Raw genomic sequence first — 22,472 nt, 5'->3', positions numbered from 1 at the left:
AGCCGACGGGGCGTGGCGACGAGGTGTTCCGTCCGGGGACGACGGCGATGGTTGCGGCGACGGGGTGTACTCACAGGGGGCGCCGGCGGGGGATTGTCCCGATCCAGGACGACGGGTCGCCGTAACGTGCCGGTACCCCTGGATCCGCGAGCGCGCGGTCAGGCTCCCGGTGGGGTCACCGGCAGGCCGGCCGAGCGCCAGGACTGGAAGCCGCCGACCAGGTCGGTGGCCCGGTGCAGGCCGAGTTGGTGGAGGGAGGCGGCGGCGAGGGAGGAGGCGTAGCCCTCGTTGCAGATCAGCACGATGCGCAGATCGTGCCCGGTGGCCTCGGGGAGGCGGTGGCTGCCTCGGGGGTCCAGGCGCCACTCCAGCTCGTTGCGCTCGACGACGACGGCGCCGGGGATCAGCCCGTCCCGCTCACGCAGGGCCGCGTACCGGATGTCGACCAGCAGGGCCTCACCGGCGCGCGCCGTGTCGTACGCCTCCCGCGCTTCGACGCGCCGGTAGCCGGTGCGGACCCGCTCCAGCAACTCGTCGATGCCGACCGGGTGTTGGTGCGGGGCGGCGCTCACTGCCAGTCCTCCGGGCGTTCGACCTGCTCCAGGCGCAGCACCTGGCCCGAGCGACTGTAGCGGCGGATGCGGGGGAGCGGTGGGTAGTAGGCGTGGACGGAGATCGCGTGTCGGTCGGGGGACTCGTTGAGGACCTCGTGCACATGGTGGCGGCCGAAGGCGCGGCCCTGTCCCGCGGGCAGCAGGCGCTCGCGGTCCACGTCCTCGGTGAGTTCCAGGGTCTTCCAGCCGTCGGTGGGCAGCCGGGCGGCGAGCGAGTTCTCCTTCAGCTCGCCGGAGGCGGTGAGGAAGGCGCCGACGGACTCGGCGTGGTCGTGCCATCCGGTGCCGGCACCGGGCGGCCAGCCGATCAGCCAGGCCTCGCTGCCACCGGGTCCCTCCAGCCGTACCCAGGTGCGGCCCTCCGGATCCAGCGGGAGCGAGGCGAGCAGCCCGGCGTCGGCCGCCGTGCTCCGTACGAATGCGAGGAGGTCCGCCTGGGTCGGCGCGGAGCCGGTGGCGGGGGACGCCGAAGGAGACGTCGAGGGGGACGAGAGGGACACGTGCACCGTCCTGAAGAGGGTTCGCGGAACGGGCACACGGCGGCGCCCGGAGAAAAAAGAGGATGCGAATTCAGCAGGACGGCCGACACACACAGCCCGCATAGCGGACGAGGTCCATATGGACCCTCCGCCACAGGCGCACACAGGTGTCGGTCACGACGGGAGTACAGCACGCCGGCGAAAAGGCGGTCAACAGACGGTCACGATGTGGACGGAGGGTGACGGCGCGCGGGGGAGTGAGGGGGAGTGACAGGGGAGCGAGGGGGAGAGGGGAGCGGAGCGCATGGGGCTCAGGGGCGGTGCACGCCACGAGTGCGCGTCCCGTGCGCGCTCCGAGTCGGCCCCCTTGGGCAACGGCAACGCGCCTCGGGCCGACGCTGGTCAACGCCCCGAGCTGCACCTCAACACCGCGAACCGCACCCGCCCCCACCGAGCCCCCCAGAACCACCCCCGCCGGGCGGCCCCTCCCCGCCGCTCCCTCAACGCACCCCCGCCTCCGCCCCCACCCCCTCCTCCACCGCTCCCCCCACCGCCGCCTCCGCCGCCGCGTACAGGGCGGCGGGGCGGACGCCGGTCAGGGCGGTGACCAGGTGGCCGTCGGGGCGTACCAGCAGGACGCTGTGCGCCGGGGCGCCCGGGTAGGACTCGGCGACCAGCAGCTCGGCCGGGTGCGGAAGGGCCGTCACCGCGGCGGCCAGGCGGGGCATCACACCCGCGGAGACCCAGTGCTTGCGGTCCCAGACGCCGGTGCCGGGGGCGATCAGCAGCACGAGCAGCCTGCCGCGGCCGAGGCGGTCGCGCAGGCCGACGAAGGAGCCGTCCTCCGCCGTGACCCGGACGTCGCTCACCGGGGCGCCGCGCGGGGTGTCGACGGGGATCTCGCCCTCAAGGTGGCGGGGCGCGAGCGGGGAGGAGGTGTACGCGCCCGGCGCGCCGAGCGCTCCGCGGCCCAGATGGCCGTCGGTGAGCAGGGCGTCGTGGCCGCGGGCCGTGCCCGGGACGATGTGCCGCAGCCCGCCCCCGCCGCGCCGCCCCGGCAGCGCCTGGTCGGTGGCGCGCAGCCGGGCGGCGACCACCGCGCGCCGCTCCGCCTGGTAGCTGTCGAGCAGCGCCTCGTGCGGCCCGTGGTGCCAGGCGGAGGCCAGCTTCCAGGCGAGGTTGTCGGCGTCCCGCAGCCCCTCGTCAAGACCCTGCGTGCCCAGCGCGCCCAGCAGATGCGCCGCGTCCCCCGCGAGGAAGACACGGCCGTCGCGCCACCGCCGGGCCAGCCGGTGGTGCACCGTGTGGACGCCGGTGTCGAGCAGGTCGTACGCCGGTGTGGCACCGTCGGTCCAGCCCGCGAGGGTCTCGCGGATCCGGGCCACCAGCAGTTCGGGCGTGACGAGGTCCTTGCCGGGCGGCAGCAGCCAGTCCAGCCGCCAGGCGCCGTCCGGCAGGGGGCGGGCGGTCACCTCTCCGGCGAAGGGCCCGGACGACCGCCATGGCGGCATCCGGTGGAGCAACGCCTGGTCGGTCCAGGGGAGTTCCGTGCGTAGCGCGGCGACCGCGTGCCGCTCCACCGCCGTACGGCCGGGGAAGCGGATGTCCTGGAGCTTGCGCACGGTCGAGCGGGTGCCGTCGCAGCCCACCAGGTAACTCCCGCGCCAATAGGTGCCGTTGGGGCCCCGGGTGTGCGCGGTGACGCCGGAGGGCTCCTGCTCGATCGAGTCCAGGCGGCTGTCGGCGGCGATCTCCACCAGTGGCTGATCGGTGGCGGCCGCCCGCAGCAGGCCCGAGATCACGTGCTGGGCGATATGGACCGGGGCGGGCTCGTCCGGGGCGAAGGCGATCTCGCTCACCACCTGGCGGCGGCGCATCGCGCGCCAGCCGGTCCAGCGCACGCCGTGGTGGTCGAGGGCCGTCCCGGTCAGCCGTTCCAGCAGCGCGGCCGTGTCGGGGCGCAGTACGGCGGTGCGCGCCGGGCGGGGTTCCTCCTTGCCGGGGCCCTCGTCCAGGACGACGGCCGGCACCTCCTGGCGGGCCAGCGCCAGGGCGAGCGTGAGCCCGACGGGCCCCGCTCCGACGATGATCACCGGGTCCAAGGCGCGGCGCCCCCTGTCCGCGGCGATGCCTCGACGGCAGTGGGTGAACAGCAAGGTGAGGCCGGGTGCACGATCACAGAACGTATGCAACCCATTGGCAGAGTATGCGTCAAGTGACCCTCGGGGGCAGTGGCGATCATGCCACTGCCCCCGGCCCAATCATGGGACTTGAATGATCGTCATTTCTTGGTGCCGTTGATGTCACCGATGCCGGAGGGATGACCGGCCGGATCCGCGCCGGTCGCCGCCGTGCCCGCGATGTGCGCCACGTCCTGCGCGCCCAGCACCGCGCCGGTCGACTTCTTGCCCCGCCGCAGCCGGCCCTCCAGCCAGTGCGCGAAGGAGGTCAGCGAGAAGTTGATGAGCACGTAGATCACGGCCACGACGGTGAGCGAGGCGATGAAGTTGCCGTAGTAGCCGCTCATCGTGTTGGCCGAGGCCAGCAGTTCGGGGAAGGTGAGGACCGCGCCACCGAGGGCGGTGTCCTTCACGATGACCACCAGCTGGCTGACGATCGCCGGGAGCATCACGGTGACCGACTGCGGCAGCAGCACGAGCCGCATCAGCTGGCCCTTGCGCAGACCGATCGCCAGGGCCGCCTCGGACTGGCCCTTGGGCAGCGAGAGGATGCCCGCGCGGACGATCTCCGCGAGCACCGACGCGTTGTACAGCACCAGTCCGGTGACGACCGCGTAGAACGGCCGGTCGTCCGAACTGACATCGGTGTACTGGGCGAAGAGCGCGAGCCCGAAGATCATCAGGACCAGTACGGGGATCGCGCGGAAGAACTCGACCAGGACCGCGGCGATCACCCGCACCCAGGCGTGGTCCGAGAGCCGTGCGATGCCGAGGACCGCGCCCAGCGGAAGCGCGATGACCATCGCCAGCGCCGCCGCCTCCAGGGTCTTCTGGAGGCCCGGCCAGATGTACGTGGTGTACGCCTCGGAGCCGGAGAAGAAGGGCTTCCACAGGGCCCAGTCCAGCTGGCCTTTGTCGCTGAGGGCGCTGTAAACCCACCAGAGGAGGGCCGCGAGGACGACCAGGAAGGCCGCCGTGTACAGGACGTTGCGCCGCTTGGCGCGGGGCCCCGGAGCGTCGTACAGGACGGAAGTCATCGCTTCACCGCCACCTTCTTGCCCACCCAGCCGAGGATCAGGCCGGTCGGCAGGGTCAGGCAGACGAAGCCGAAGGCGATGACCGCCGAGATCGACATCAGCTGCGCCTCGTTCTCGATCATCTTCTTCATCAGCAGGGCCGCCTCCGCCACGTTGATCGCGGCGGCCACCGTCGTGTTCTTCGTCAGCGCGATCAGTACGTTGGTCAGCGGTCCGACGGTCGCGCGGAAGGCCTGCGGGAGCACGACCAGGCCCAGCACCTGGGAGAAGCTGAGACCGATGGCCCGTGCCGCCTCCGCCTGGCCGACCGGCACCGTGTTGATGCCGGCCCGGATCGCCTCGCACACGAAGGCCGAGGTGTAGACGATCAGACCGAGCACGGCCAGCCGGAAGTTGATCGCGTCGAAGCCCTTGGCGCCCAGACTGATGCCCAGCGTCTGGTTCAGACCGAGCGAGGAGAACAGAATGATCACCGTGAGCGGGATGTTCCGCACGATGTTCACATAGGCGGTGGCGAAACCGCGCATCAGCGGTACCGGGCCCACCCGCATGGCGGCCAGCAGGGTGCCCCAGACCAGGGAGCCCACGGCCGACAGCAGGGTGAGCTGCACCGTCGTCCAGAAGGCGCCCAGTACGTCGTAATGTCCAAGAAAGTCGAACACGATCTCCCGCGCTTCCGCGTGTAGGGATGCCCACGGTGCGCCGCCGTCGTCAAAGGCGGCGCACCGGCAGGGCGTTGCCTCAGCTCTTGACGTCGCCGATCTTCGGCGCGGGCTCGTTCTTGTAGTCGGCCGGACCGAAGTTCTTCTTCACGGCCGCGGCCCAGGACCCGTCGGAGACCATCGACTCCAGGGCCGTGTTGATCTTCGCCTTGAGGTCGCTGCCCTTCTTGACGCCGATCCCGTAGTTCTCGTTGGTCATCTTGAAGTTGCCGAGCTTGAACTTGCCCTTGAACTGGGCCTGGGCGGCGTAACCCGCGAGGATCGAGTCGTCCGTGGTGAGGGCGTCGATGGCGCCGCTCTGGAGACCGGAGAGACACGCCGAGTAGGTCGGGTACGTGACGAGGTCGGTCTTGAGGTTCAGCTTGGCCTTGAGGTTCTGGGCCGAGGTCGAGCCGGAGACCGAACACAGCTTCTTGCCGTTCAGGTCCTTCGGCGCCTTGATGGCCGTCTCGTCGGCGCGCAGCAGCACGTCCTGGTGGGCCAGCAGGTACGGGCCGGCGAAGTCGACCTTCTGCTCGCGCTCCGGGGTGATCGAGTACGTGGCGGCGATGAACTGGACGTCACCGCGCTGGAGCATGGTCTCGCGGTCGGCGCTCTTCGACTCCTTCCACTCGATCTGGTCCGGGCCGTAGCCGAGCTTCTTGGCGACATAGGTGGCCACGTCGACATCGAAACCCGCGTAGCCCTGCGGCGTTTTCTGGCCGAGGCCGGGCTGGTCGAACTTGATGCCGATGGCGATCTTCTTGCCGCCGGAGGACCCGTTGTCGTCCTTCTTGTCGCCGCCGCACGCGGTGGCGGCGAGGCTGAGGGCGAGGACGGCGGCCGAGGCGGCGGTGACCTTGCGGAGCTGCATGCTGAACATCCTTCGAAGTGGTGCGGGACGAGGCCCGTCGGGAGAAATCGATCCAGGCGCCTGCGACGGCCGCCCGCGGCCTCAGTGGTGCAGGATCTTGGACAGGAAGTCCTTGGCCCGGTCGCTGCGCGGGTTGCTGAAGAACTGGTCGGGCGCGGCCTGTTCGACGATCCGGCCGTCCGCCATGAACACCACCCGGTTGGCGGCCGAGCGCGCGAAGCCCATCTCATGGGTGACGACGATCATCGTCATGCCCTCGCGCGCCAGCTGCCGCATGACGTCCAGGACTTCATTGATCATCTCGGGGTCGAGGGCCGAGGTCGGCTCGTCGAAGAGCATGACCTTCGGGTTCATCGCCAGCGCCCGGGCGATGGCGACACGCTGCTGCTGGCCGCCGGACAGCTGGGCGGGGTACTTGTCCGCCTGGGTGCCCACGCCGACCCGGTCGAGCAGGGCCCGCGCTTTCTCCTCGGCCTGCTTCTTGTCGGCCTTGCGGACCTTGATCTGGCCCAGCATGACGTTCTCGAGCACGGTCTTGTGCGCGAAGAGGTTGAAGGACTGGAAGACCATCCCGACGTCGGCGCGCAGCCGCGCCAGCTCCCGGCCCTCGTGCGGCAGGGGCTTGCCGTCGATCGTGATGGTGCCCGAGTCGATCGTCTCCAGGCGGTTGATGGTGCGGCACAGGGTCGACTTGCCGGACCCGGAGGGCCCGATGACGACCACGACCTCGCCGCGGTCGATCGTCAGGTCGATGTCCTGGAGCACGTGCAACGCGCCGAAGTGCTTGTTGACGCTCTTCAGGACGACCAGTTCGTCGGAAGCGGCCCTGTCCTCCTTGGCCACCGATACTTCGGTCATCGCTTCACGGCTCCGTCCTCCTCGGTTTCGGAGGACAGTAATGACGGGCTGTGACCTGCGTCATCACATCTGAGGGAGATCTGAGCATCACGATCCGGTAGCCGCCGTACACATGTCGTAGCGGTACCCGTCAGGATGCGTATCGGCCGCATAACGGAAGCGACGGGCAACCGGAAGCCACTTGACGGCGTCCTGCTCCATCGGCGTCACTGCCATGGTGCCCGCGTGCGGGCACATGATCTGCAAGGCGGATAAACAATGTCCGTACGACCACTGAACCGGAGGGGGCCGGAATGAGACTGCTGCTCGTCGAGGACGACAACCATGTCGCCGCGGCCCTGTCCGCCGTGCTGACCAGGCATGGATTCGATGTCACCCATGCGCGCAACGGCGAGGAGGCCCTGCGCGCGCTCGTCCCCGAGAGCGACGGCTTCGGCGTGGTACTGCTCGATCTGGGCCTGCCCGACCAGGACGGCTACGAGGTCTGCGGCAAGATCCGCAAACGCACCAGCACCCCCGTGATCATGGTCACCGCCCGCTCCGACGTCCGCTCCCGCATCCACGGGCTCAACCTGGGCGCCGACGACTACGTGGTGAAGCCGTACGACACCGGGGAACTGCTCGCCCGGATCCACGCCGTCAGCCGGCGCACCGCCCACGAGGAGTCCGCGCAGACCGCGGACAGCCTGCTGCACCTCGGTCCGATGCGGATCGAACTGCCGACCCGCCAGGTCAGCGTGGACAGCTCCGTCGTCCAGCTGACCCGCAAGGAGTTCGACCTGCTGGCGCTGCTCGCCCAGCGCCCCGGTGTGGTCTTCCGGCGGGAGCAGATCATCAGCGAGGTCTGGCAGACCAGTTGGGAGGGCACCGGACGCACCCTGGAGGTGCATGTCGCCTCCCTGCGCGCCAAGCTGCGCCTGCCCGCGCTCATCGAGACCGTCCGCGGCGTCGGCTACCGGCTCGTCGCCCCGGCCGCCTAGCGGGGACGGGTGCGCACACGGCTGCTGCCGCTGCTCATCGTCCTGATGGCGGCCGTACTCCTCGCCCTCGGCGTCCCGCTCGCCGTCAGCATGGCCGCCTCCGAGCAACAGCGGGTCGTGGTCGACCGGATCGACGACACGGCACGCTTCGCCGCGCTCGCCCAGTTCGTCACCGAGGGCCCCGGCGGCTCCCGGCGCACCGGCACGGACGAGCGCTGGGAGACCTTGCGCAGCGAACTCGACAGCTACTACGACGTCTACGGCATTCGCGCCGGCGTCTTCTACCGCAACGGCTCCGCCATGGCCAACGCGCCCGGCGACTGGTTCGTACCGCCGTCGGGGGAGGTCCGGGAGGCGTTCGACGAGGCGCTGCTCAGCCGGCGCAGCCACGACCCCCAGCAGGCGTGGCCCTGGCAGCACAGCCGGCTGGTGGTCGCCTCACCGGTGATCCGGGACGGGGATGTGATCGCGGTCGTCGTCACCGACTCGCCCACCGGGCCGCTGCGGCTGCGGATCCTGCACGGCTGGCTGCTCATCGGGGCCGGTGAGATCGCCGCCATGCTGCTCGCCGTCGGCGCGGCGCTACGGCTGACCGGCTGGGTGCTGCGGCCGGTCCGGGTCCTGGACGCCACCACCCACGACATCGCCACCGGGCGTCTGAAGTCCCGGGTGGCGGCCGCCGGCGGGCCCCCCGAACTCCGGCGTCTGGCCCACTCGTTCAACGAGATGGCGGACCATGTCGAGGAAGTGCTGGAACAGCAGCGCGCCTTCGTCGCCGACGCCTCCCATCAGCTGCGCAACCCGCTGTCCGCGCTGCTGCTGCGTATCGAACTCCTCGCGCTCGAACTCCCGGAGGACAACGAGGAGATCGCCTCGGTGCGCACCGAGGGCAAGCGCCTCGCTCATGTCCTGGACGACCTGCTCGACCTGGCGCTCGCCGAGCACGCCGAGGCCGATCTGAGCCTGACCGACATAGGCGCCCTCGCGGAGGAACGGCTGGCCGCCTGGACGCCGGCCGCCGAGGCCCAGGGGGTCCGGCTGACCGGCGACTGCCCGGCCACCACCGGCTGGGCCGACCCGATCACGCTGTCCAGCGCGCTGGACGCGGTGATCGACAACGCGGTGAAGTTCACCCCCGAGGGAGGCGCCGTCGAGGTCTCCGTCTCCTTCGAGGGGGACACCTCCAGGGTCGTCGTCACCGACACCGGACCCGGCCTCACCGAGGAGGAACTCGCGCGCGTGGGCGACCGTTTCTGGCGCAGCGGCCGGCATCAGAACGTCAAGGGGTCAGGGCTCGGCCTGTCCATCACCCGCGCCCTCCTGGAGGCGGGCGGCGGCTCGATAGCCTACGGCCCGCACGAGCCGCGGGGGCTGCGGGTGACGGTGTCGGTGCCGAGGTTCAGGGCTTGACCGAGCGGTAGTAGCGCCGGGCGCCCTCCTGGAGCGGGAGGGGATCGGTGTAGATGGCGGTGCGCAGGTCGACGAGCTGGGCGGAGTGGACATGGGCGCCGATGCCGTCGCGGCTCTTGATCACGGTGTGGGTCACCCACTCGGTGAGCCGGGGGTCCATGTCCGCGCGGGTCATCAGCAGGTTGGACACCGCGATCGTCGGCACCTCAACGCCGTGCTGGACGTCCGGGTACGCCGACTCGGGCATGTTGGTGGCCCGGTAGTAGCGCGTCTCCTCGCCCTGTGCGTGCAGCTCGGTGACGAGGTCGGCGTCGATCGGGATGAACCGGAAGGCGCCCTTCTTCGCCAGCGTGACCAGCCCCTTGGTGGGCAGGCCGCCGGACCAGAAGAACGCGTCGATCCCGCCCTGTTCCAGCCGGTCGGGTCCGGTGTCTATGCCGTCGGAGGCGGCGGTGATGTCCGTGCGCGGATCGATGCCGGCGGCCCGCAGCACCCGGTCGGCGATGAGCTTCACGCCCGAGTTGGGCAGCCCGGTCGCGACCCGCTTGTGCCGCAGGTCGTCGATGTCGTGGATGTCCGAGTCGCTGCGCACGACGAGATGCACGTAGTCGTCGTAGAGCCGGGCCACCCCGCGCAGCTTCCCGGCGCCGCTGCCGTGCCCGAGCTCGTACGTCTGCACCGCGTCGGCCGCCGCGATGGTGAAGTCGGCCTTCCCGGTCGCCACCCGCCGCACGTTCTCCTGGGAGCCCGCGCTGTTGAGGAGCTTCACCTTCAGCCCGGGCATGTCCTTGGCCAGCTCGGTGCGCAGCCGCTCGCCGTACTCCTGGTACACCCCCTTGGGCGTGCCGGTGCTGAAGACGATCGTCCCGCCCGGCGGCTTCTCGCCCAGGGGCAGCAGCCACCACGCCAGCAGACCGATGACGACGACACCGGCGACCGCGACGGACAGCGCCCGGCGTCTGCCGATGCGGGGGAACAGCTTGGACATGCCGCGATCCTGCCAGGCGGGGTACGACGCTGACCAGGGCCGGCGCTGTGAGGTGGACCGCGGGCCGGGAGGGGGGCGGCGGGCGGCGGGTGTTGTCAGTGGTGGCCGTTAGAGTCGCCGCATGAGCACTTCGCCCGTCGATCTCGTCCGTGAGTTCCACCGCGCCTTCGGCCTCGATGCCCGCAGCACCCCCACCGAGGTCTCCCCCGAACTGGCCGCCCACCGCTGGGACATGCTCGCCGAGGAGGCCGCCGAGGTCGGCGAGGTCTCGGTCGAGGGCCCGCTGGACAAGCTGGCGCACGAACTGGCGGACGTGGTGTACGTGGCGTACGGCACCGCCCTGGTCCACGGCATCGACCTGGACCAGGTGATCGCCGAGATCCACCGCGCCAACATGAGCAAGATCGGCCCCGACGGACAGATCAGCCGCCGCGCCGACGGCAAGGTCCTCAAGGGCGAGCACTACCGGGCACCGGACGTGTCCTCGGTCCTGCGCCGCCAGGGCTGGATACCGGCGGCGCAGGACGGTGCCGTGGAGACGGGCGCCTAGGCGGCCGTTCCGAGGACGATGCACGTCGTGGTGGCGTGGGCGATCAGCTTGCCCTGGTCGTCCAGCACCTTCCCCTCCGCGGTCGCGGTGCGGCGGCCGGCGTGGATGACCGTGCCCTCGGCCGTCAGGGTCTGTCCGTCGGTGCGGGCCGCGCGGATGTAGTTGACCTTGAGTTCGAGGGTGGTGTACCCCACCCCGGCGGGCAGCGTGGTGTGCACCGCGCAGCCCATGGCGGAGTCCAGGAGGGTCGCGGCGATGCCGCCGTGGACGGTGCCGAGGGGGTTGGCGAAGTCGGGGCGGGTGTCGAGGGAGACGACGACCCGGCCGTGCTCGACCTCGTCGAAGCGCATGCCGAGCAGCCGGCCGATGGAGGGGATGTCGGCGGGGCGCTCGCTCTGGACCCAGCGCATCAGTTCGAGGCCGGTCATGGCGGCGAAGTCGACGGTGGTCATGGGTGGTTCTCCTTGGCTGGTGTCATCGCGGACACCCCGGGCGAGACGAACCGGGGCGCGCGGTGGAGCGGTCGAAGGGGCGGAGGCCGGCTGCGGGGGTCAGCCCAGCGGGGCCACGGTGTCGCGCAGGGCGGCGAGGACGGCACCGTACATGCGGTTCTTGATGGTGCCGAGGGTGTCGCCGGCCTTGGCCGCCTGGCCCTGGGCGGTCTCGACGGCGGTGGAGAGCACCGCGTCCTCGGCGACCGCCCGGTCCACGATGCCGGCGGCCGCGGCGTCCGGGCCGCCGTAGCGGCGGGCGGTGACCATGGACTCGTGGGCGGTCCGGGGCGCGAGCCGGGACTGGATGAGGGCGGACATCCCGGGGGTGAAGGGGATGTCGATGTCCGCCTCGGGCAGGCACCAGAAGCCGCGGTCGGCACGCATGACCCGCAGGTCGTGGGTGAGGGAGAGCATCGCGCCGGCGGCGAAGGTGTGCCCCTGGAGCGCGGCTACGGTGACGATCGGCAGCGACAGCATCCGCGCGAACAGCTGGTGCACGGAGACGATGTACTCCTGGTGCCGGTCGGCGTGCGCGAGCAGCCAGTCCAGGTCGAGCCCGTTGGACCAGAACTTGCCCGTGGCGGCGGTGACCAGGGCGCGCGGCCCCTCCGCCTTCTCCACCTCCGTCAACGCGGTGTCGACGGCGGTGAGCCAGTCGGGGTGGAAGCGGTTCTCTCCGTCTCCGAGGTCGAGGACGAAGACGTTGTCCTGACGGTCGAGTGAGGGCATGACGACTCCTTCTGGCGCAGGGCGTGGGCGAGCAGTTCGTGGATCTCGGCGGCGGCCGCGTCCAGCGGCGCGGTGCTCCGCTCGGCCCGGCACATGACCACCGCGCCCTCGGCCGCGGCGATGACGAAGGCGCCCAGCCTGCGACCGCGTTCCTCGCTCAGTCCGTGCCGGACGAACAGGGTGGCGAGCGCCTGCTGCCAGCGTCCGAAGACGGCGGCGGCGGACCGGGCGGGACCGGGTGCCTCGCCGTTGGCCTCCACGGCCACCGCGACGATCGGACAGCCCGCCCTGAAGTCGCTGCCCACCAACTGCTCACGCCACAGCGCGAAGAACGCGTCCACGGCCGCGACCGGGTCGTCCGCCCGCGCGGCGGCGTCGATCAGCCCCGCGACGAAGTCCCCGGCGTGCGCCACCGCCTCGTCGATGAGCTGCGCCCGCCCACCGGGAAAGTGGTGGTACACCGAGCCCCGGGGAGCGCCGCTGTGCGCGAGCACCTTGTCGACACTCGTCCCGCCCGCGCCGTACTCGCGCAGCAGGGCCGCGGCACTGAGAACCCTCCGCTCCCGACTGCCACTCTTGCGCGGACCCACCCGCCCACCACCTTTCCGACACCGGGGCGCGGTACCCCCCCGGCGGACTACCCGTTGGTAACTTATGGTGTATGGCATAGAGCATGCAAGGGAGTGAGCCGGTCGCGACCTGGTTTGCGGCGCCCTCGCCTCAGGTCCGCGGCCCGGTGCCGCCCAGTCGGGTCAACAGGCTTGCGAGGAGCGGGACTTCCTCCTCTCCCCAGGCCGGGGCGGCGAAGAGGTCCTCGGCGGTCTCCTCGGCTGTGGCCAGCATCTCCTTCAGCCGGGCCCGGCCCGTGCCGGTCAGCGACGCATAGGCCACGCGTGCGTCCCGGACGTCCGGCTCCCGGGTCACCAGTCCGATCCGCTCCAGGGGAACCAGTGCCCGGGTGACCCCGGAGGCCGTCAGCCCCAGCGCCTCGGCGAGATCGACCCGCCGCATCCGGCCGCCGGGCGCCTGTCCCAGTCGGAGCAGCAGGGTGAAGTCGGCGAGGCTCACTCCGTGCAGCCCGCCGAGCCGGGCGTCGAACCGCCGTACGAGCGCCGCCTGGGCCCGTACGAGACGCAGAGCGGTGTCCAGGGCGTCACTCATGGTCCATGTCCATCCGGAAGCAGCTCCTTGAGTGTTCCTTGAGAGTTCCTTGAGTAGTCAAGTTTATGAGGTGGATGAACGCGAAGGAGTCACGCCTCGGCTGACCGTGCCGCCCGGCGCTGGCGTTTGCTCAGGGGGGCCTGGGAGAGGTCCTCGGCGGAGGAGCGGAGGTTCTTGAAGCCGTAGCCGCGTTCGGAGAGCCAGGTCGCGGCGGCCGTCTCGGCGCGTTCGGTGGCGTCCAGGATGTCCTCCTCCTTCTCGCCGGTGTCGGAGAAGCGGAAGACGAAGGCCGGGCGGGCGGCGATGTCGTAGGTCAGGGTGCCCTCGGGGGTGAAGGCGGCGCGCAGCACGTCATGGGCGGCGGCGTCGGCGAGCAGCACGGCACGCTGGTCGTCGGTGAGGCCGTCGAAGACACCGCGCACGGTGATCCGGAAGGTTCGGGTGTTCATCCCGCGACCTTAGGCATGCCGGGGGATGGTTCTCCACCGGCTTTTCGCGCCGGTGTCGGTGCCGGGACGGGCCGACATGCGCGCCGCGCTCGGCGCACACGTCGTGAACCCGCCCCGGCTTTCGGGCTACTGGAAGGCCAGCCGGGCCGCGAAACCTATCAGCAGCAGCCCCGTCACCTGCTCGATGCGGGCCCGCACCCGTGGCCGGCGCAGTACCCGGCCGAGGCGGTCCACGCTGATCACGTACAGGGTGAACCAGCACAGATAGAGGATCGCGAACACGAGGGACAGCAGCAGGGCGTGGGGCAGCACGCTGCCCCGGGAGGGCAGGAACTGCGGGAGGAAGGTGACGAAGAACAGGGCCACCTTCGGGTTGAGCGCGTTGGACAGGAACCCCTGCCGCAGCATCCGGCGGCCCCGGCCCGCCCGGGCCGCCGTAGCGCCTTCGGCGCCGTCGTCCGGCGGGCCCTCCCGCAGGGTCCGGCGGGCGCCGCGCAGGGTCGCGATGCCCATCCAGACCAGATAGGTCGCCCCCACCACCTTCAGCACAGTGAAGGCGGTGGCGGAGGCCAGCAGCAGGGCCGAGATGCCGAGCGAGGCCGCGGAGACGTGGACGCTGAGGCCGAGCACCCCACCGAGCATGGTCAACAGGCCTGCCCTGCGCCCCTCGGCCAGCGCGTTGCGGGTCATCAGGGCCTGGTCGGGGCCGGGGATCACGATGAGGACCAGGCAGGCCGCGGCGAAGGTCAGCACGGCGCGCTCCGTTCCGCGCGGACCGAGGCGAGGGCCCCGGCCAGCGCCCGCAGGACCGGCGCCGGCCGCTCGCGCAGATAGAAGTGGCCGCCCGGAAAGCGGCGGACGCTCGCCCCGGCCGAGGTGTGCTCGCCCCAGGCCTCCAGTTCCCCCACCGTGATCCGGTCGTCCTCGCCGCCGAACACGGTGAGCGGCACCGGCAGCGGATCGCCGGGCTGCCAGACGTACGTCTCCAGCACCCGGTAGTCCGCGCGCAGCGCGCCCGCCGCCAGCTCCCGCAGCTCCGCCGAGGCCAGCACCTCCTCGGGCAGCCCGCCGTGCAGCCCGGCGACGGCGTCCAGCAGCTCGTCGTCGGGGAGCCGGTGCAACTGCCCGCCCGGGTACGGCAGATGGGGTGCACGGAAGCCCGAGACGACCAGCCGGGCCGGCAGCGGGCGTCCGGCGGCGGCCAGGGCGCGTGTCACCTCGTAGGCGAACAGGGCGCCCAGGCTGTGCCCGAAGAGGACGAACCGGCCGGTGGCGAGCGGCACTTCGGCGAGGAACGCCTCGACCAGTTCCCGCATCGAGGCGGGCATGGCCTCGGTCAGCCGCGGCACCCGGCCCGGCAGCTGGACCGCGTGCACCCGCGCCGTGCGCAGATCGCGGGACCAGCGCAGATACTCGGCGGCCGTACCGCCCCCGTGCGGAAAGCAGTACAGGTCGCAGGCGGCGGCGCGCGGCGTGCCGCTGAGCAACCAGTCGGACACGTGCCTCACACCCCCGTCCGCAGCCGGGCGGCCAGATGGCCGGCGAGGGCGTCGGCCGTGAAGTGGTCGAAGACCTCCTTGGGCCGCAGCGGGACGCCCAGTTCATCGCGGGCCTTGGCGCAGATGACCAGCGTGGTGGCCGAGTCGACGCCGAGCAGCCCCAGTTCGGTGGCCGGGTCGATCTGGTCCGGCGACACGTCGAGCAGTTCGGCGATGAAGCCGACGACCCAGTCGACGGCGGAGTCGGGAGTGTGCGGGGAAGCCGTGGTGGTCACCGTTGCTCACCTTTCCTCGGTGATGGGCTCGGACGGGCCGAGGAGCTGCTCCAGATGTCCGTCGAGCGCTTCGACCGTGGTGTACTCCAGGACCGTGCGGATCGGGACGGGCACCCCGAACGCCGACTGGAGCTGTGCCGCCAGCCGCGCGGCCAGCAGGGAGTCGCCGCCCAGCTCCAGGAAGTCGTCGGCCAGATCGATCTGGTTCAGGCCGAGCACCTCCTTCCAGATGTCGACCAGCTTGCGCTGCCGGTCCGTGCGCGGCGGCCGGGCCGGCCTGCCCCGTACGCTGCCGCGCCGGCCGGCCTGGGCGAGCGCGGCGCGGTCCACCTTGCCGGTGGGGCTCAGCGGCAGCTCGTCCAGAGCGAACAGCTGGGCCGGCACCATGTGCCGGGCGAGCCGCTCGGCGACGAAGGCGCGCAGCTCCTCCGGGGCGAACCGGCGCCGCACCGCGGGCCCTTGGGCGACGAGCACGTCGAAGCCGACCGACGCGGGGCCGCCCGTGGTGGTCAGCAGCTCCGAGCGGGTGAACCCGGCGGCGGTCAGCTCCTGCTGCCATTGCGCGCGGTCCAACAGGCAGTGGTCCTGGCGCAGTTCGGTGTCCTCGAAGTTGTCGAACCCCTGCTGGAGTCCCATGACGAGGTCGAACCACGGGTGGAAGGTGGTCTGTTCGACCAGCAGCAGCACACCGCCGGGCGCGAGCACCGAGCGCAGGGCGGCCAGCGTCCGCCGCACCTGGCGCATGTCGTGCAGCACGCTGGCGGCGATCACCAGGTCGGCCGACCGTCCGTCGAAGCCCTGCGCGGTCGGCGGCCGGTCCAGGTCGAACAGGTCGCAGCGCAGGAAGGGGTACGCCGCGAACTCGGTCTCCGCGCGGTCGAGGAAGTAGCGGGAGACGTCGGTGAAGACGTACTCGGTGCGGTCGGCGGGCAGCAGCGGCAGCAGATGCCGGGTGAGCGAGCCGTACCCGGCCCCGACCTCCAGCACGTTCAGCGGCCGGTCGGCGGGCCAGCCCTCGGCCATCTCCCGCACCGCGGCGGTCGCGGCGGCGTACGTCGGACCGAAGAGGCGGGCGTAGACACCGGGGGTGCGGTCCGAGGCGTACAGCTCGGCGGAGTGGACGCTCTGGGTCAGGACGCCCGCCAGGTTCCCGGCCAGGCCGAGCATCCAGTCGGTGACGTCCTCGGGGACCCCCAGCAGCTCGCCGAGGGCGCGGCGGGCGCGCTCGCACAGCGACTCGGGGAGCTCCGCGGGCAGTTCGCGGGCCACCACCAGGCCGTCGCCGGTGCGCCGCAGATACCCCGTCACCTCCAGCGCGGCCACGGCACGAGCCAGCCAGCGCTCGTAGCGGGGGGCCACCCCGACGCCGCGCAGGGCCGCCGGGTCGAACGGCTCGCCCGGCAGATGGGGCAGCCCGAAGGCGCGGAAGGCGCTCGCGGTGGCGGTGGCGTACACCTCGTTCAGTGCGTCCCAGACGGTGCGCAGCTCGTCCGGCGACGGTCCCTCGGCGGGGCGCCCGGCCGTCCCGGCGAGCGCCTGCCACTGCCCCGCGCGCAGCGCCTCGTCGGCCCGCTCGGTCACGAACAGCGTGTCCTCGTGGGCGGGTACGGCATGGCCGGGTACGACGTATCCCAGCAGGCGCGCCGCGCTGTCCTGGTCGGCGGACTTCACCACGACCGCGCTGTCCACGCCCGGATGCGCGGCGAGCGTCGCCTCGATCTCACCGAGCTCCACCCGGTGCCCGTTGATCTTCACCTGGCCGTCCCGGCGGCCCAGGAACTCGATCGTGCCGTCGGCGCGGTAGCGGCCGAAGTCACCGGTGCGGTACAGCCGTTCGCCGGTACGGGGGTGGGTCACGAAGGACGCCGCGGTGCGCTCCTCGTCGGCCCAGTAGCCGCGGGCCAGACCCACACCGCCGATGTACAGCTCGCCCGGGGTCCACACCGGGCACGGGTCCATGCGCGCGTCGAGCACATGGAAGCTCTGGTTGCGCAGCGGCACACCGTACGGAATGGTCTTCGCGCCCGGTTCCACCTCGTCCACGACATGGTGGATCGACCAGATCGACGCCTCGGTCGCGCCGCCCAGCGAGACGATCTTCACCTCGGGCCACAGCCCGCGGATCCGGCCGGGCAGATCGACGGGTATCCAGTCGCCGCTCAGCAGGATCAGCCGCAGCCGGTCCGGGAGTTCGCCGCCCACCTCCAGGTGCTCGACGAGCATCTGCATCTGTGCCGGGACGGAGTTCCACACCGTCACGCCGTGCTCGCTCATCAGCTTGGACCAGTGGGCCGGCTCCGAACGCAGCTCCGGGTCGGGCAGCACCAGGGCCGCACCGGCGCCGAGCGCGCCGAAGGTGTCGTACACCGACAGGTCGAAGCCGAGGTCGGCGAGGCCGAAGACCCGGTCCTCGGGGCCCACGCCGAACCGCTCGTTGATGTCGGCGACGGTGTTGAGGGCGGCGTGGTGCTCGATCATCACCCCCTTGGGGGTGCCGGTGGAGCCGGACGTGTAGAGGACGTAGGCCAGGTCGCCGGGATCGGCGTCCGCGGGGGCGGCGCCGGTGCGCGAGTGGCCCGCGGATTCCGGCGCCCCGGGACGCGCCCGGTCGACACGGGGGCGGGGGAGGGACGCGGGCCAGCCGAGGCCGTCCGTCGCCGCGTCGGTGAGGACCGCGAGGGCCCGGCCGTCGCCCAGCAGCCCGGCCCTGCGCCGCTCGGGCAGCGCCGGGCTCACGGGCAGATAGGCGCCGCCCGCCAGCAGCACGCCGTACGCGGCCGCGATCTGGTCGGCGCCCTTGTGCAGGCCGATGCCGACCAGCCGGTCGCGCAGCCCGGCCGTGCCGAGCGCGGCGACCTCGGCGGCCACCGTCCCTGCCTGCGCGGCCAGTTCGCCGAACGTCAGGGCGCCGGACCCGCTCAGTACGGCGGGCCGCTCGGGGTGCCGGGCCGCCTGTGCGAGGAACGGCTCGTGCAGCAGGCCCGAGGGACGCTCACCGCTCGTGTCGTTGGCGCGGTCACGGCCGGCGAGCTGATGCCCGGGCAGCTCCACGATGATCTCCTCGGCCCACATCGAGTCGTCGTCGGCGAGCCGGGCGACCAGCGAGGTGTAGGCGGCGAACATGTCGTCGAGCAGGCCCTCCGGGAAGAGCTCCTCCACACAGTCCCAGGTCAGGTCGAGGGAGCCGGTGAGGTCCACCACCTGGTGGTCCAGCCAGACCTGCGGGGTCTGGCTCACCCGGTAGGTGATGTCGCCGAAGTAGCTCAGCGGCCCGGAGACGTCCGCGGCGGTGCCGAGGCCGCTGGTGAAGACCACGGGCATCGTCTCGAAGCCGCTCTGGAGCCCCAGCCGGCGCCGTTCGCGCAGCGCCTCCAGGGCGCTGACCTGCCGGTAGCGCAGATCGTGCTGGAGCTGCGCCTGGGTGGCCTCGACCCGCTCGGCGAGCGTACGGCCCGTGGAGGCGTCGGTCTCCAGCAGGCAGATGGAGGTGAAGTCGCCGACCATGCGCCGCAGATGGGGATGGACCGTGCGCCTGCCGTCTCCGGCGTCGGCGAGCAGCAGCGGCAACCGGTTGAACAGGGTGAGATTGAGGGTGAACCGGCGGGAGCCGCCCCAGACCGCGAGAACCTCGGAGAACAGGGCCGCGAGGACGGCGGTCGGGGTCAGCCCCCGCTCCTCGCAACGCCCCTGCAGGATGCGCCACTTGTCCTTGGGCAGATGGAACTCGCGGTGGGTGAAGCGCGGCCGGTGCACGCTCACCGGCGACTTGGCCAGGGGGAGTTCGGGTGGCGGGGCGAGGGCGGCGGCCCGGGAGGTCCAGTAGGCGAGCGCCTTCTGGTAGCGGGGGGCTCCGGAGCCGCGCTGGAGTTCCAGGGCGTAGTCGCGGAAGGTGACGTCCACCGGCGGCAGTTCGAGGCCGGGGTCCTGGCACAGCGCGCTCCACTCGCTGAACAGCAGGGTGAGGCTGGCCAGGTCGACCATCAGCAGGTCGACGCTGACATGCAGCCGGTCGTGGTCGGGCAGCCGGGTCAGCCGCAGGTCGAACAGCGGCCAGTCGGCGGCCGAGTACACCCGGTGGGACATCTCCTCCCGGGTGTCGAGCAGCGCGCGCTCCCTGTCCTTCGCGGAGGCGGAGCGCACGTCGGTACATCGGACCTCGAACCGGGGCGCGTTCTGGAGCACCTGCTGGCGTCCGTCGGGGCCGACGACCGCGCGCAGCATGTCGTGCCGCTCCACCAGCCGGCGCCAGGCCCGGGACAGCACATCGGGGTCGAGGCGGCGGCCCTCCAGCTCGAAGTAGGCGTGCGGGGCCACGTTCCCCAGCACGAAGTTGGGACCCCGGCCGACCCAGTACGCGTACTGGATCTCGGTCAGCGGGAACGGCTCGAACCGCTCCTGCCCGGGGGCGGTCATGGAACTGCGGACCTTCATGAAGCTCCCTCTTCCTGGGGGTCACAGACGAGTTGTGCCGGTAGGACGGTGCGTGAAGGCGGCGGTGCGGTGCGTGCGGTGCGCGTGTGGTGCGTGGGGTGAGTACGGGATGCGGGCGGGCCTGCGCGCGGGGCGAGGGCAGCGGAGAACGAATACGCCGATCAAGGCCGCACCGGATCGGATCAAGGTCATCAAGGTCATCGAGGCCGGCTCGAATCGGATCAAGGCCGAATCGAATCGAATCGAACCGGGTCGGCCCGGATCGCCTTGTAGTCGCCTCAGATCACCTCAGGGCATCGATGATTTATCATTCACATATGCGCGGCGCATTCTTCCGCGGGCGCGACTGGGGGCCCGTCAATCTCCAGGTGGAGCGGGCCCGACAGAGATCGGCGAATTTCCCCCGTACGCACAAAACTCCCTGTATAGCGGGTCTGGCCAGGTGAATCCGGGGGTAGCCAAGCAGCGCCCGCCGGAGACGGTCAAGCGGTCGAATATGTCGTCGGCGAAATCCGGCGGCCGCCGTAAAGCGGGCATTCCCGTGCCGGTCCCGATTCCGGAAACCGGGACTCGATGGGCGCATCCCGGTAACGGGACATTCCGCTTCCCGGTCGTCGCCGAAGGGGCGACCAGGTCTCCTGGGGTGCTCTTTGCCCGCCCGTTGGCCGGAACCGGGCCCTGGTGAACGGGGCGGCGGACCCCTCCCCGGGACCGCCTACCCTTGAGCCATGACCAGCAGCAGCGACCGGAGCCCCGCAGTGGACGTGCCCGCACCCAAGAGCTACGAGATCCGCACCTATGGGTGCCAGATGAACGTCCACGATTCCGAGCGATTGGCCGGGCTGCTGGAAGAGGCCGGGTACGTGCGGGCGCCGGAGGACGCCGACGGCGACGCGGACGTCGTCGTCTTCAACACGTGCGCGGTACGGGAGAACGCCGACAACCGGCTGTACGGCAACCTCGGCCGGCTCGCGCCGCGCAAGGCGTCCCGGCCCGGCATGCAGATCGCGGTCGGCGGCTGCCTCGCCCAGAAGGACCGCGACACCATCGTGCGCAAGGCGCCCTGGGTGGACGTCGTCTTCGGCACGCACAACATCGGCAAACTCCCCGTGCTGCTGGAGCGCGCCCGCGTCCAGGAGGAGGCGCAGGTCGAGATCGCCGAGTCGCTGGAGGCGTTCCCCTCCACGCTGCCGACGCGCCGCGAGAGCGCGTACGCCGCCTGGGTCTCGATCTCCGTCGGCTGCAACAACACCTGCACCTTCTGCATCGTCCCCGCGCTGCGCGGCAAGGAGAAGGACCGCCGGCCCGGCGACATCCTCGCCGAGGTCGAGGCGCTGGTCGCCGAGGGCGTCTCGGAGATCACGCTGCTCGGTCAGAACGTCAACGCGTACGGCTCCGACATCGGCGACCGCGAGGCCTTCAGCAAGCTGCTGCGCGCCTGCGGCAACATCGAGGGCCTGGAGCGGGTCCGGTTCACCTCCCCGCACCCGCGTGACTTCACCGACGACGTCATCGCCGCCATGGCCGAGACGCCGAACGTGATGCCGCAGCTGCACATGCCGCTCCAGTCCGGCTCGGACACGGTCCTCAAGGCGATGCGCCGCTCCTACCGGCAGGAGCGGTACCTCGGGATCATCGAGAAGGTGCGCGCGGCGATCCCGCACGCGGCGATCACCACCGACATCATCGTGGGCTTCCCCGGCGAGACCGAGGCGGACTTCGAGGAGACGCTGCACGCCGTGCGCGAGGCGCGGTTCGCGCAGGCCTTCACCTTCCAGTACTCCATCCGCCCCGGCACACCGGCCGCGACCATGGAGAACCAGATCCCCAAGGAGGTCGTGCAGGCGCGGTACGAGCGGCTCGTCGCCCTCCAGGAGGAGATCTCCTGGGAGGAGAACAAGAAGCAGGTCGGCCGCACGCTGGAGCTGATGGTCGCGGAGGGCGAGGGCCGCAAGGACGGCGCCACGCACCGGCTCTCCGGGCGCGCCCCCGACAACCGCCTGGTCCACTTCACCAAGCCGGAGCAGGAGGTACGGCCCGGCGACGTGGTCACCGTCGAGGTGACGTACGCCGCCCCGCACCACCTCCTCGCCGAGGGCCAGGTCCTCGCCGTACGCCGCACCCGCGCGGGCGACGCCTGGGAGAAGCGCACGTCCGAGGCGGCCGCCAAGCCCACCGGCGTCATGCTGGGCCTCCCCCAGATCGGCGCCCCGGCCCCCCTCCCGGCGGCGACCAGCGGGTGCGGCTGCGACTGAGGGACGGCTGTGCCTGAGGGACGGCTGTGACCGAGGGGGCGACCGTGCGGGGCGACGGCTCAGCTCGGCGGGCGCTGAGGTGGTGCTGACACCTAGGGGGCCAGCACGGAAGCCGGGCTGACACCGACGGGGAGACGCGCCCCGGCCGGACCCTTCGCCTGCGCCGGTGGCAGGGCGACGGCTCCTGGCACCGGTCGGCGGCGGCTCTGGGGCTGGGCTGCTCGTTTGCGTCGGTGCCGCAGGGACGGTTCCTGGTGTCTGTCGGCGAGGAAATGGGCCATGAAACTGCGCCGACACACCCTGGGGGCGGCCCGCGCCGCGGCGCGGGCCCCGGCCGGCTGCCCGGCTGTGTCGTGCGCGGGGTGAGGCTCCAGTCCACCGGTGGGTGGCGACCGGGCCCGTGAGGCTGCGCCGGTGCGTGCGGCGGCTCCGGCCGCCGACTTCGTGAGGGCCAGGCCCGTGCAGGGGGGGCGCTGGCACCGGCGGGGCCATAGCCCCTGCCAGGCTG

Annotated in this window: 22 protein-coding genes; 4 read left to right on the top strand and 18 right to left on the bottom strand. The window is 71.7% G+C overall.

Features of this window, described 5'->3' with window-relative positions; genetic code table 11:
- Window positions 1-158: 158 nt before the first annotated feature.
- The 8 genes from HEP81_RS11300 to HEP81_RS11270 form a co-directional block, all read right to left on the bottom strand.
- Window positions 159-572, bottom strand: coding sequence for a rhodanese-like domain-containing protein (locus tag HEP81_RS11300; protein WP_243279382.1), 414 nt, complete (start codon window positions 570-572; stop codon window positions 159-161).
- A complete protein-coding gene (locus HEP81_RS11295) occupies window positions 569-1,120 on the bottom strand; it encodes a cupin domain-containing protein (RefSeq protein ID WP_078967680.1) in 552 nt (183 codons plus the stop codon). The genes HEP81_RS11300 and HEP81_RS11295 overlap by 4 nt, the downstream gene beginning before the upstream one ends.
- A 64-nt stretch (window positions 1,121-1,184) precedes the next feature.
- Window positions 1,185-1,256 carry a putative leader peptide gene (locus HEP81_RS42330; RefSeq protein ID WP_309544753.1) on the bottom strand — a complete coding sequence of 24 codons (72 nt, stop codon included), beginning with the start codon at window positions 1,254-1,256 and terminating at the stop codon, window positions 1,185-1,187.
- A gap of 337 nt (window positions 1,257-1,593) precedes the next feature.
- Entirely contained in the window at window positions 1,594-3,195 is a 1,602-nt protein-coding gene (locus tag HEP81_RS11290) for an FAD-dependent monooxygenase (RefSeq protein WP_190275981.1), read from the bottom strand.
- Window positions 3,196-3,374: 179 nt separating this feature from the next.
- Window positions 3,375-4,310: an amino acid ABC transporter permease gene (locus HEP81_RS11285; protein ID WP_037663276.1), complete on the bottom strand. Its 936-nt coding sequence runs from the start codon at window positions 4,308-4,310 to the stop codon at window positions 3,375-3,377.
- Entirely contained in the window at window positions 4,307-4,972 is a 666-nt protein-coding gene (locus HEP81_RS11280) for an amino acid ABC transporter permease (RefSeq protein WP_037663273.1), read from the bottom strand. The genes HEP81_RS11285 and HEP81_RS11280 overlap by 4 nt, the downstream gene beginning before the upstream one ends.
- Before the next feature lie 79 nt (window positions 4,973-5,051).
- A complete protein-coding gene (locus HEP81_RS11275; RefSeq protein ID WP_037663272.1) occupies window positions 5,052-5,885 on the bottom strand; it encodes a glutamate ABC transporter substrate-binding protein in 834 nt (277 codons plus the stop codon).
- Between the two features lie 81 nt (window positions 5,886-5,966).
- Window positions 5,967-6,743, bottom strand: a complete 777-nt coding sequence (locus HEP81_RS11270) for an amino acid ABC transporter ATP-binding protein (RefSeq protein ID WP_037663271.1) — start codon at window positions 6,741-6,743, stop codon at window positions 5,967-5,969.
- Window positions 6,744-7,036: 293 nt separating this feature from the next.
- Here HEP81_RS11270 and HEP81_RS11265 point away from each other — a divergent pair, with 293 nt between their 5' ends.
- Window positions 7,037-7,723: a response regulator transcription factor gene (locus tag HEP81_RS11265; protein WP_037663270.1), complete on the top strand. Its 687-nt coding sequence runs from the start codon at window positions 7,037-7,039 to the stop codon at window positions 7,721-7,723.
- Between the two features lie 9 nt (window positions 7,724-7,732).
- The gene (locus HEP81_RS11260) at window positions 7,733-9,133 is read left to right on the top strand and encodes a sensor histidine kinase (protein WP_037663269.1); all 1,401 of its coding nucleotides are present in this window, start codon (window positions 7,733-7,735) and stop codon (window positions 9,131-9,133) included.
- Here HEP81_RS11260 and HEP81_RS11255 read toward each other — a convergent pair.
- The gene (locus HEP81_RS11255; RefSeq protein WP_037663267.1) at window positions 9,123-10,121 is read right to left on the bottom strand and encodes a TAXI family TRAP transporter solute-binding subunit; all 999 of its coding nucleotides are present in this window, start codon (window positions 10,119-10,121) and stop codon (window positions 9,123-9,125) included. The genes HEP81_RS11260 and HEP81_RS11255 overlap by 11 nt on opposite strands.
- Before the next feature lie 121 nt (window positions 10,122-10,242).
- Here HEP81_RS11255 and HEP81_RS11250 point away from each other — a divergent pair, with 121 nt between their 5' ends.
- A complete protein-coding gene (locus HEP81_RS11250; protein WP_037663265.1) occupies window positions 10,243-10,671 on the top strand; it encodes a pyrophosphohydrolase domain-containing protein in 429 nt (142 codons plus the stop codon).
- Here HEP81_RS11250 and HEP81_RS11245 read toward each other — a convergent pair.
- From HEP81_RS11245 to HEP81_RS11205, 9 genes are all read right to left on the bottom strand, one after another.
- The gene (locus HEP81_RS11245; protein ID WP_037663263.1) at window positions 10,668-11,123 is read right to left on the bottom strand and encodes a PaaI family thioesterase; all 456 of its coding nucleotides are present in this window, start codon (window positions 11,121-11,123) and stop codon (window positions 10,668-10,670) included. The genes HEP81_RS11250 and HEP81_RS11245 overlap by 4 nt on opposite strands.
- 99 nt (window positions 11,124-11,222) lie before the next feature.
- Window positions 11,223-11,894, bottom strand: coding sequence for an enoyl-CoA hydratase-related protein (locus tag HEP81_RS11240; RefSeq protein WP_037663262.1), 672 nt, complete (start codon window positions 11,892-11,894; stop codon window positions 11,223-11,225).
- A complete protein-coding gene (locus tag HEP81_RS11235; protein WP_243279377.1) occupies window positions 11,792-12,484 on the bottom strand; it encodes a TetR/AcrR family transcriptional regulator in 693 nt (230 codons plus the stop codon). Before HEP81_RS11235 ends, HEP81_RS11240 begins: the two co-directional genes overlap by 103 nt.
- Before the next feature lie 130 nt (window positions 12,485-12,614).
- Window positions 12,615-13,055, bottom strand: coding sequence for a MarR family winged helix-turn-helix transcriptional regulator (locus tag HEP81_RS11230; RefSeq protein ID WP_037663259.1), 441 nt, complete (start codon window positions 13,053-13,055; stop codon window positions 12,615-12,617).
- Between the two features lie 89 nt (window positions 13,056-13,144).
- The gene (locus HEP81_RS11225) at window positions 13,145-13,504 is read right to left on the bottom strand and encodes a DUF6204 family protein (RefSeq protein ID WP_037663257.1); all 360 of its coding nucleotides are present in this window, start codon (window positions 13,502-13,504) and stop codon (window positions 13,145-13,147) included.
- A gap of 126 nt (window positions 13,505-13,630) precedes the next feature.
- Window positions 13,631-14,257, bottom strand: coding sequence for a LysE family translocator (locus HEP81_RS11220; RefSeq protein ID WP_093679379.1), 627 nt, complete (start codon window positions 14,255-14,257; stop codon window positions 13,631-13,633).
- Window positions 14,251-15,003, bottom strand: a complete 753-nt coding sequence (locus HEP81_RS11215) for a thioesterase II family protein (RefSeq protein WP_037663298.1) — start codon at window positions 15,001-15,003, stop codon at window positions 14,251-14,253. Before HEP81_RS11215 ends, HEP81_RS11220 begins: the two co-directional genes overlap by 7 nt.
- Window positions 15,004-15,008: 5 nt before the next feature.
- Window positions 15,009-15,278 (bottom strand): acyl carrier protein, encoded by a 270-nt coding sequence (locus HEP81_RS11210; protein WP_051850675.1) that lies wholly within the window; start codon window positions 15,276-15,278, stop codon window positions 15,009-15,011.
- A gap of 6 nt (window positions 15,279-15,284) precedes the next feature.
- Window positions 15,285-19,709 (bottom strand): non-ribosomal peptide synthetase, encoded by a 4,425-nt coding sequence (locus HEP81_RS11205; protein WP_051850674.1) that lies wholly within the window; start codon window positions 19,707-19,709, stop codon window positions 15,285-15,287.
- A 728-nt stretch (window positions 19,710-20,437) separates the two neighbouring features.
- On the opposite strand from HEP81_RS11205, the gene miaB reads away from it, so the two are divergent.
- Complete coding sequence (gene miaB / locus HEP81_RS11200) at window positions 20,438-21,964, top strand: tRNA (N6-isopentenyl adenosine(37)-C2)-methylthiotransferase MiaB (protein WP_106980091.1); 1,527 nt, start codon at window positions 20,438-20,440, stop codon at window positions 21,962-21,964.
- Window positions 21,965-22,472 lie beyond the last annotated feature (508 nt).

It is taken from the genome of Streptomyces griseofuscus (genome assembly GCF_014673495.1).
GTDB classification, from domain to species: Bacteria; Actinomycetota; Actinomycetes; order Streptomycetales; family Streptomycetaceae; genus Streptomyces; species Streptomyces murinus.
Note: the sequence above shows the minus strand (reverse complement) of the source record. Positions and strands in the feature narration are given on the sequence as shown.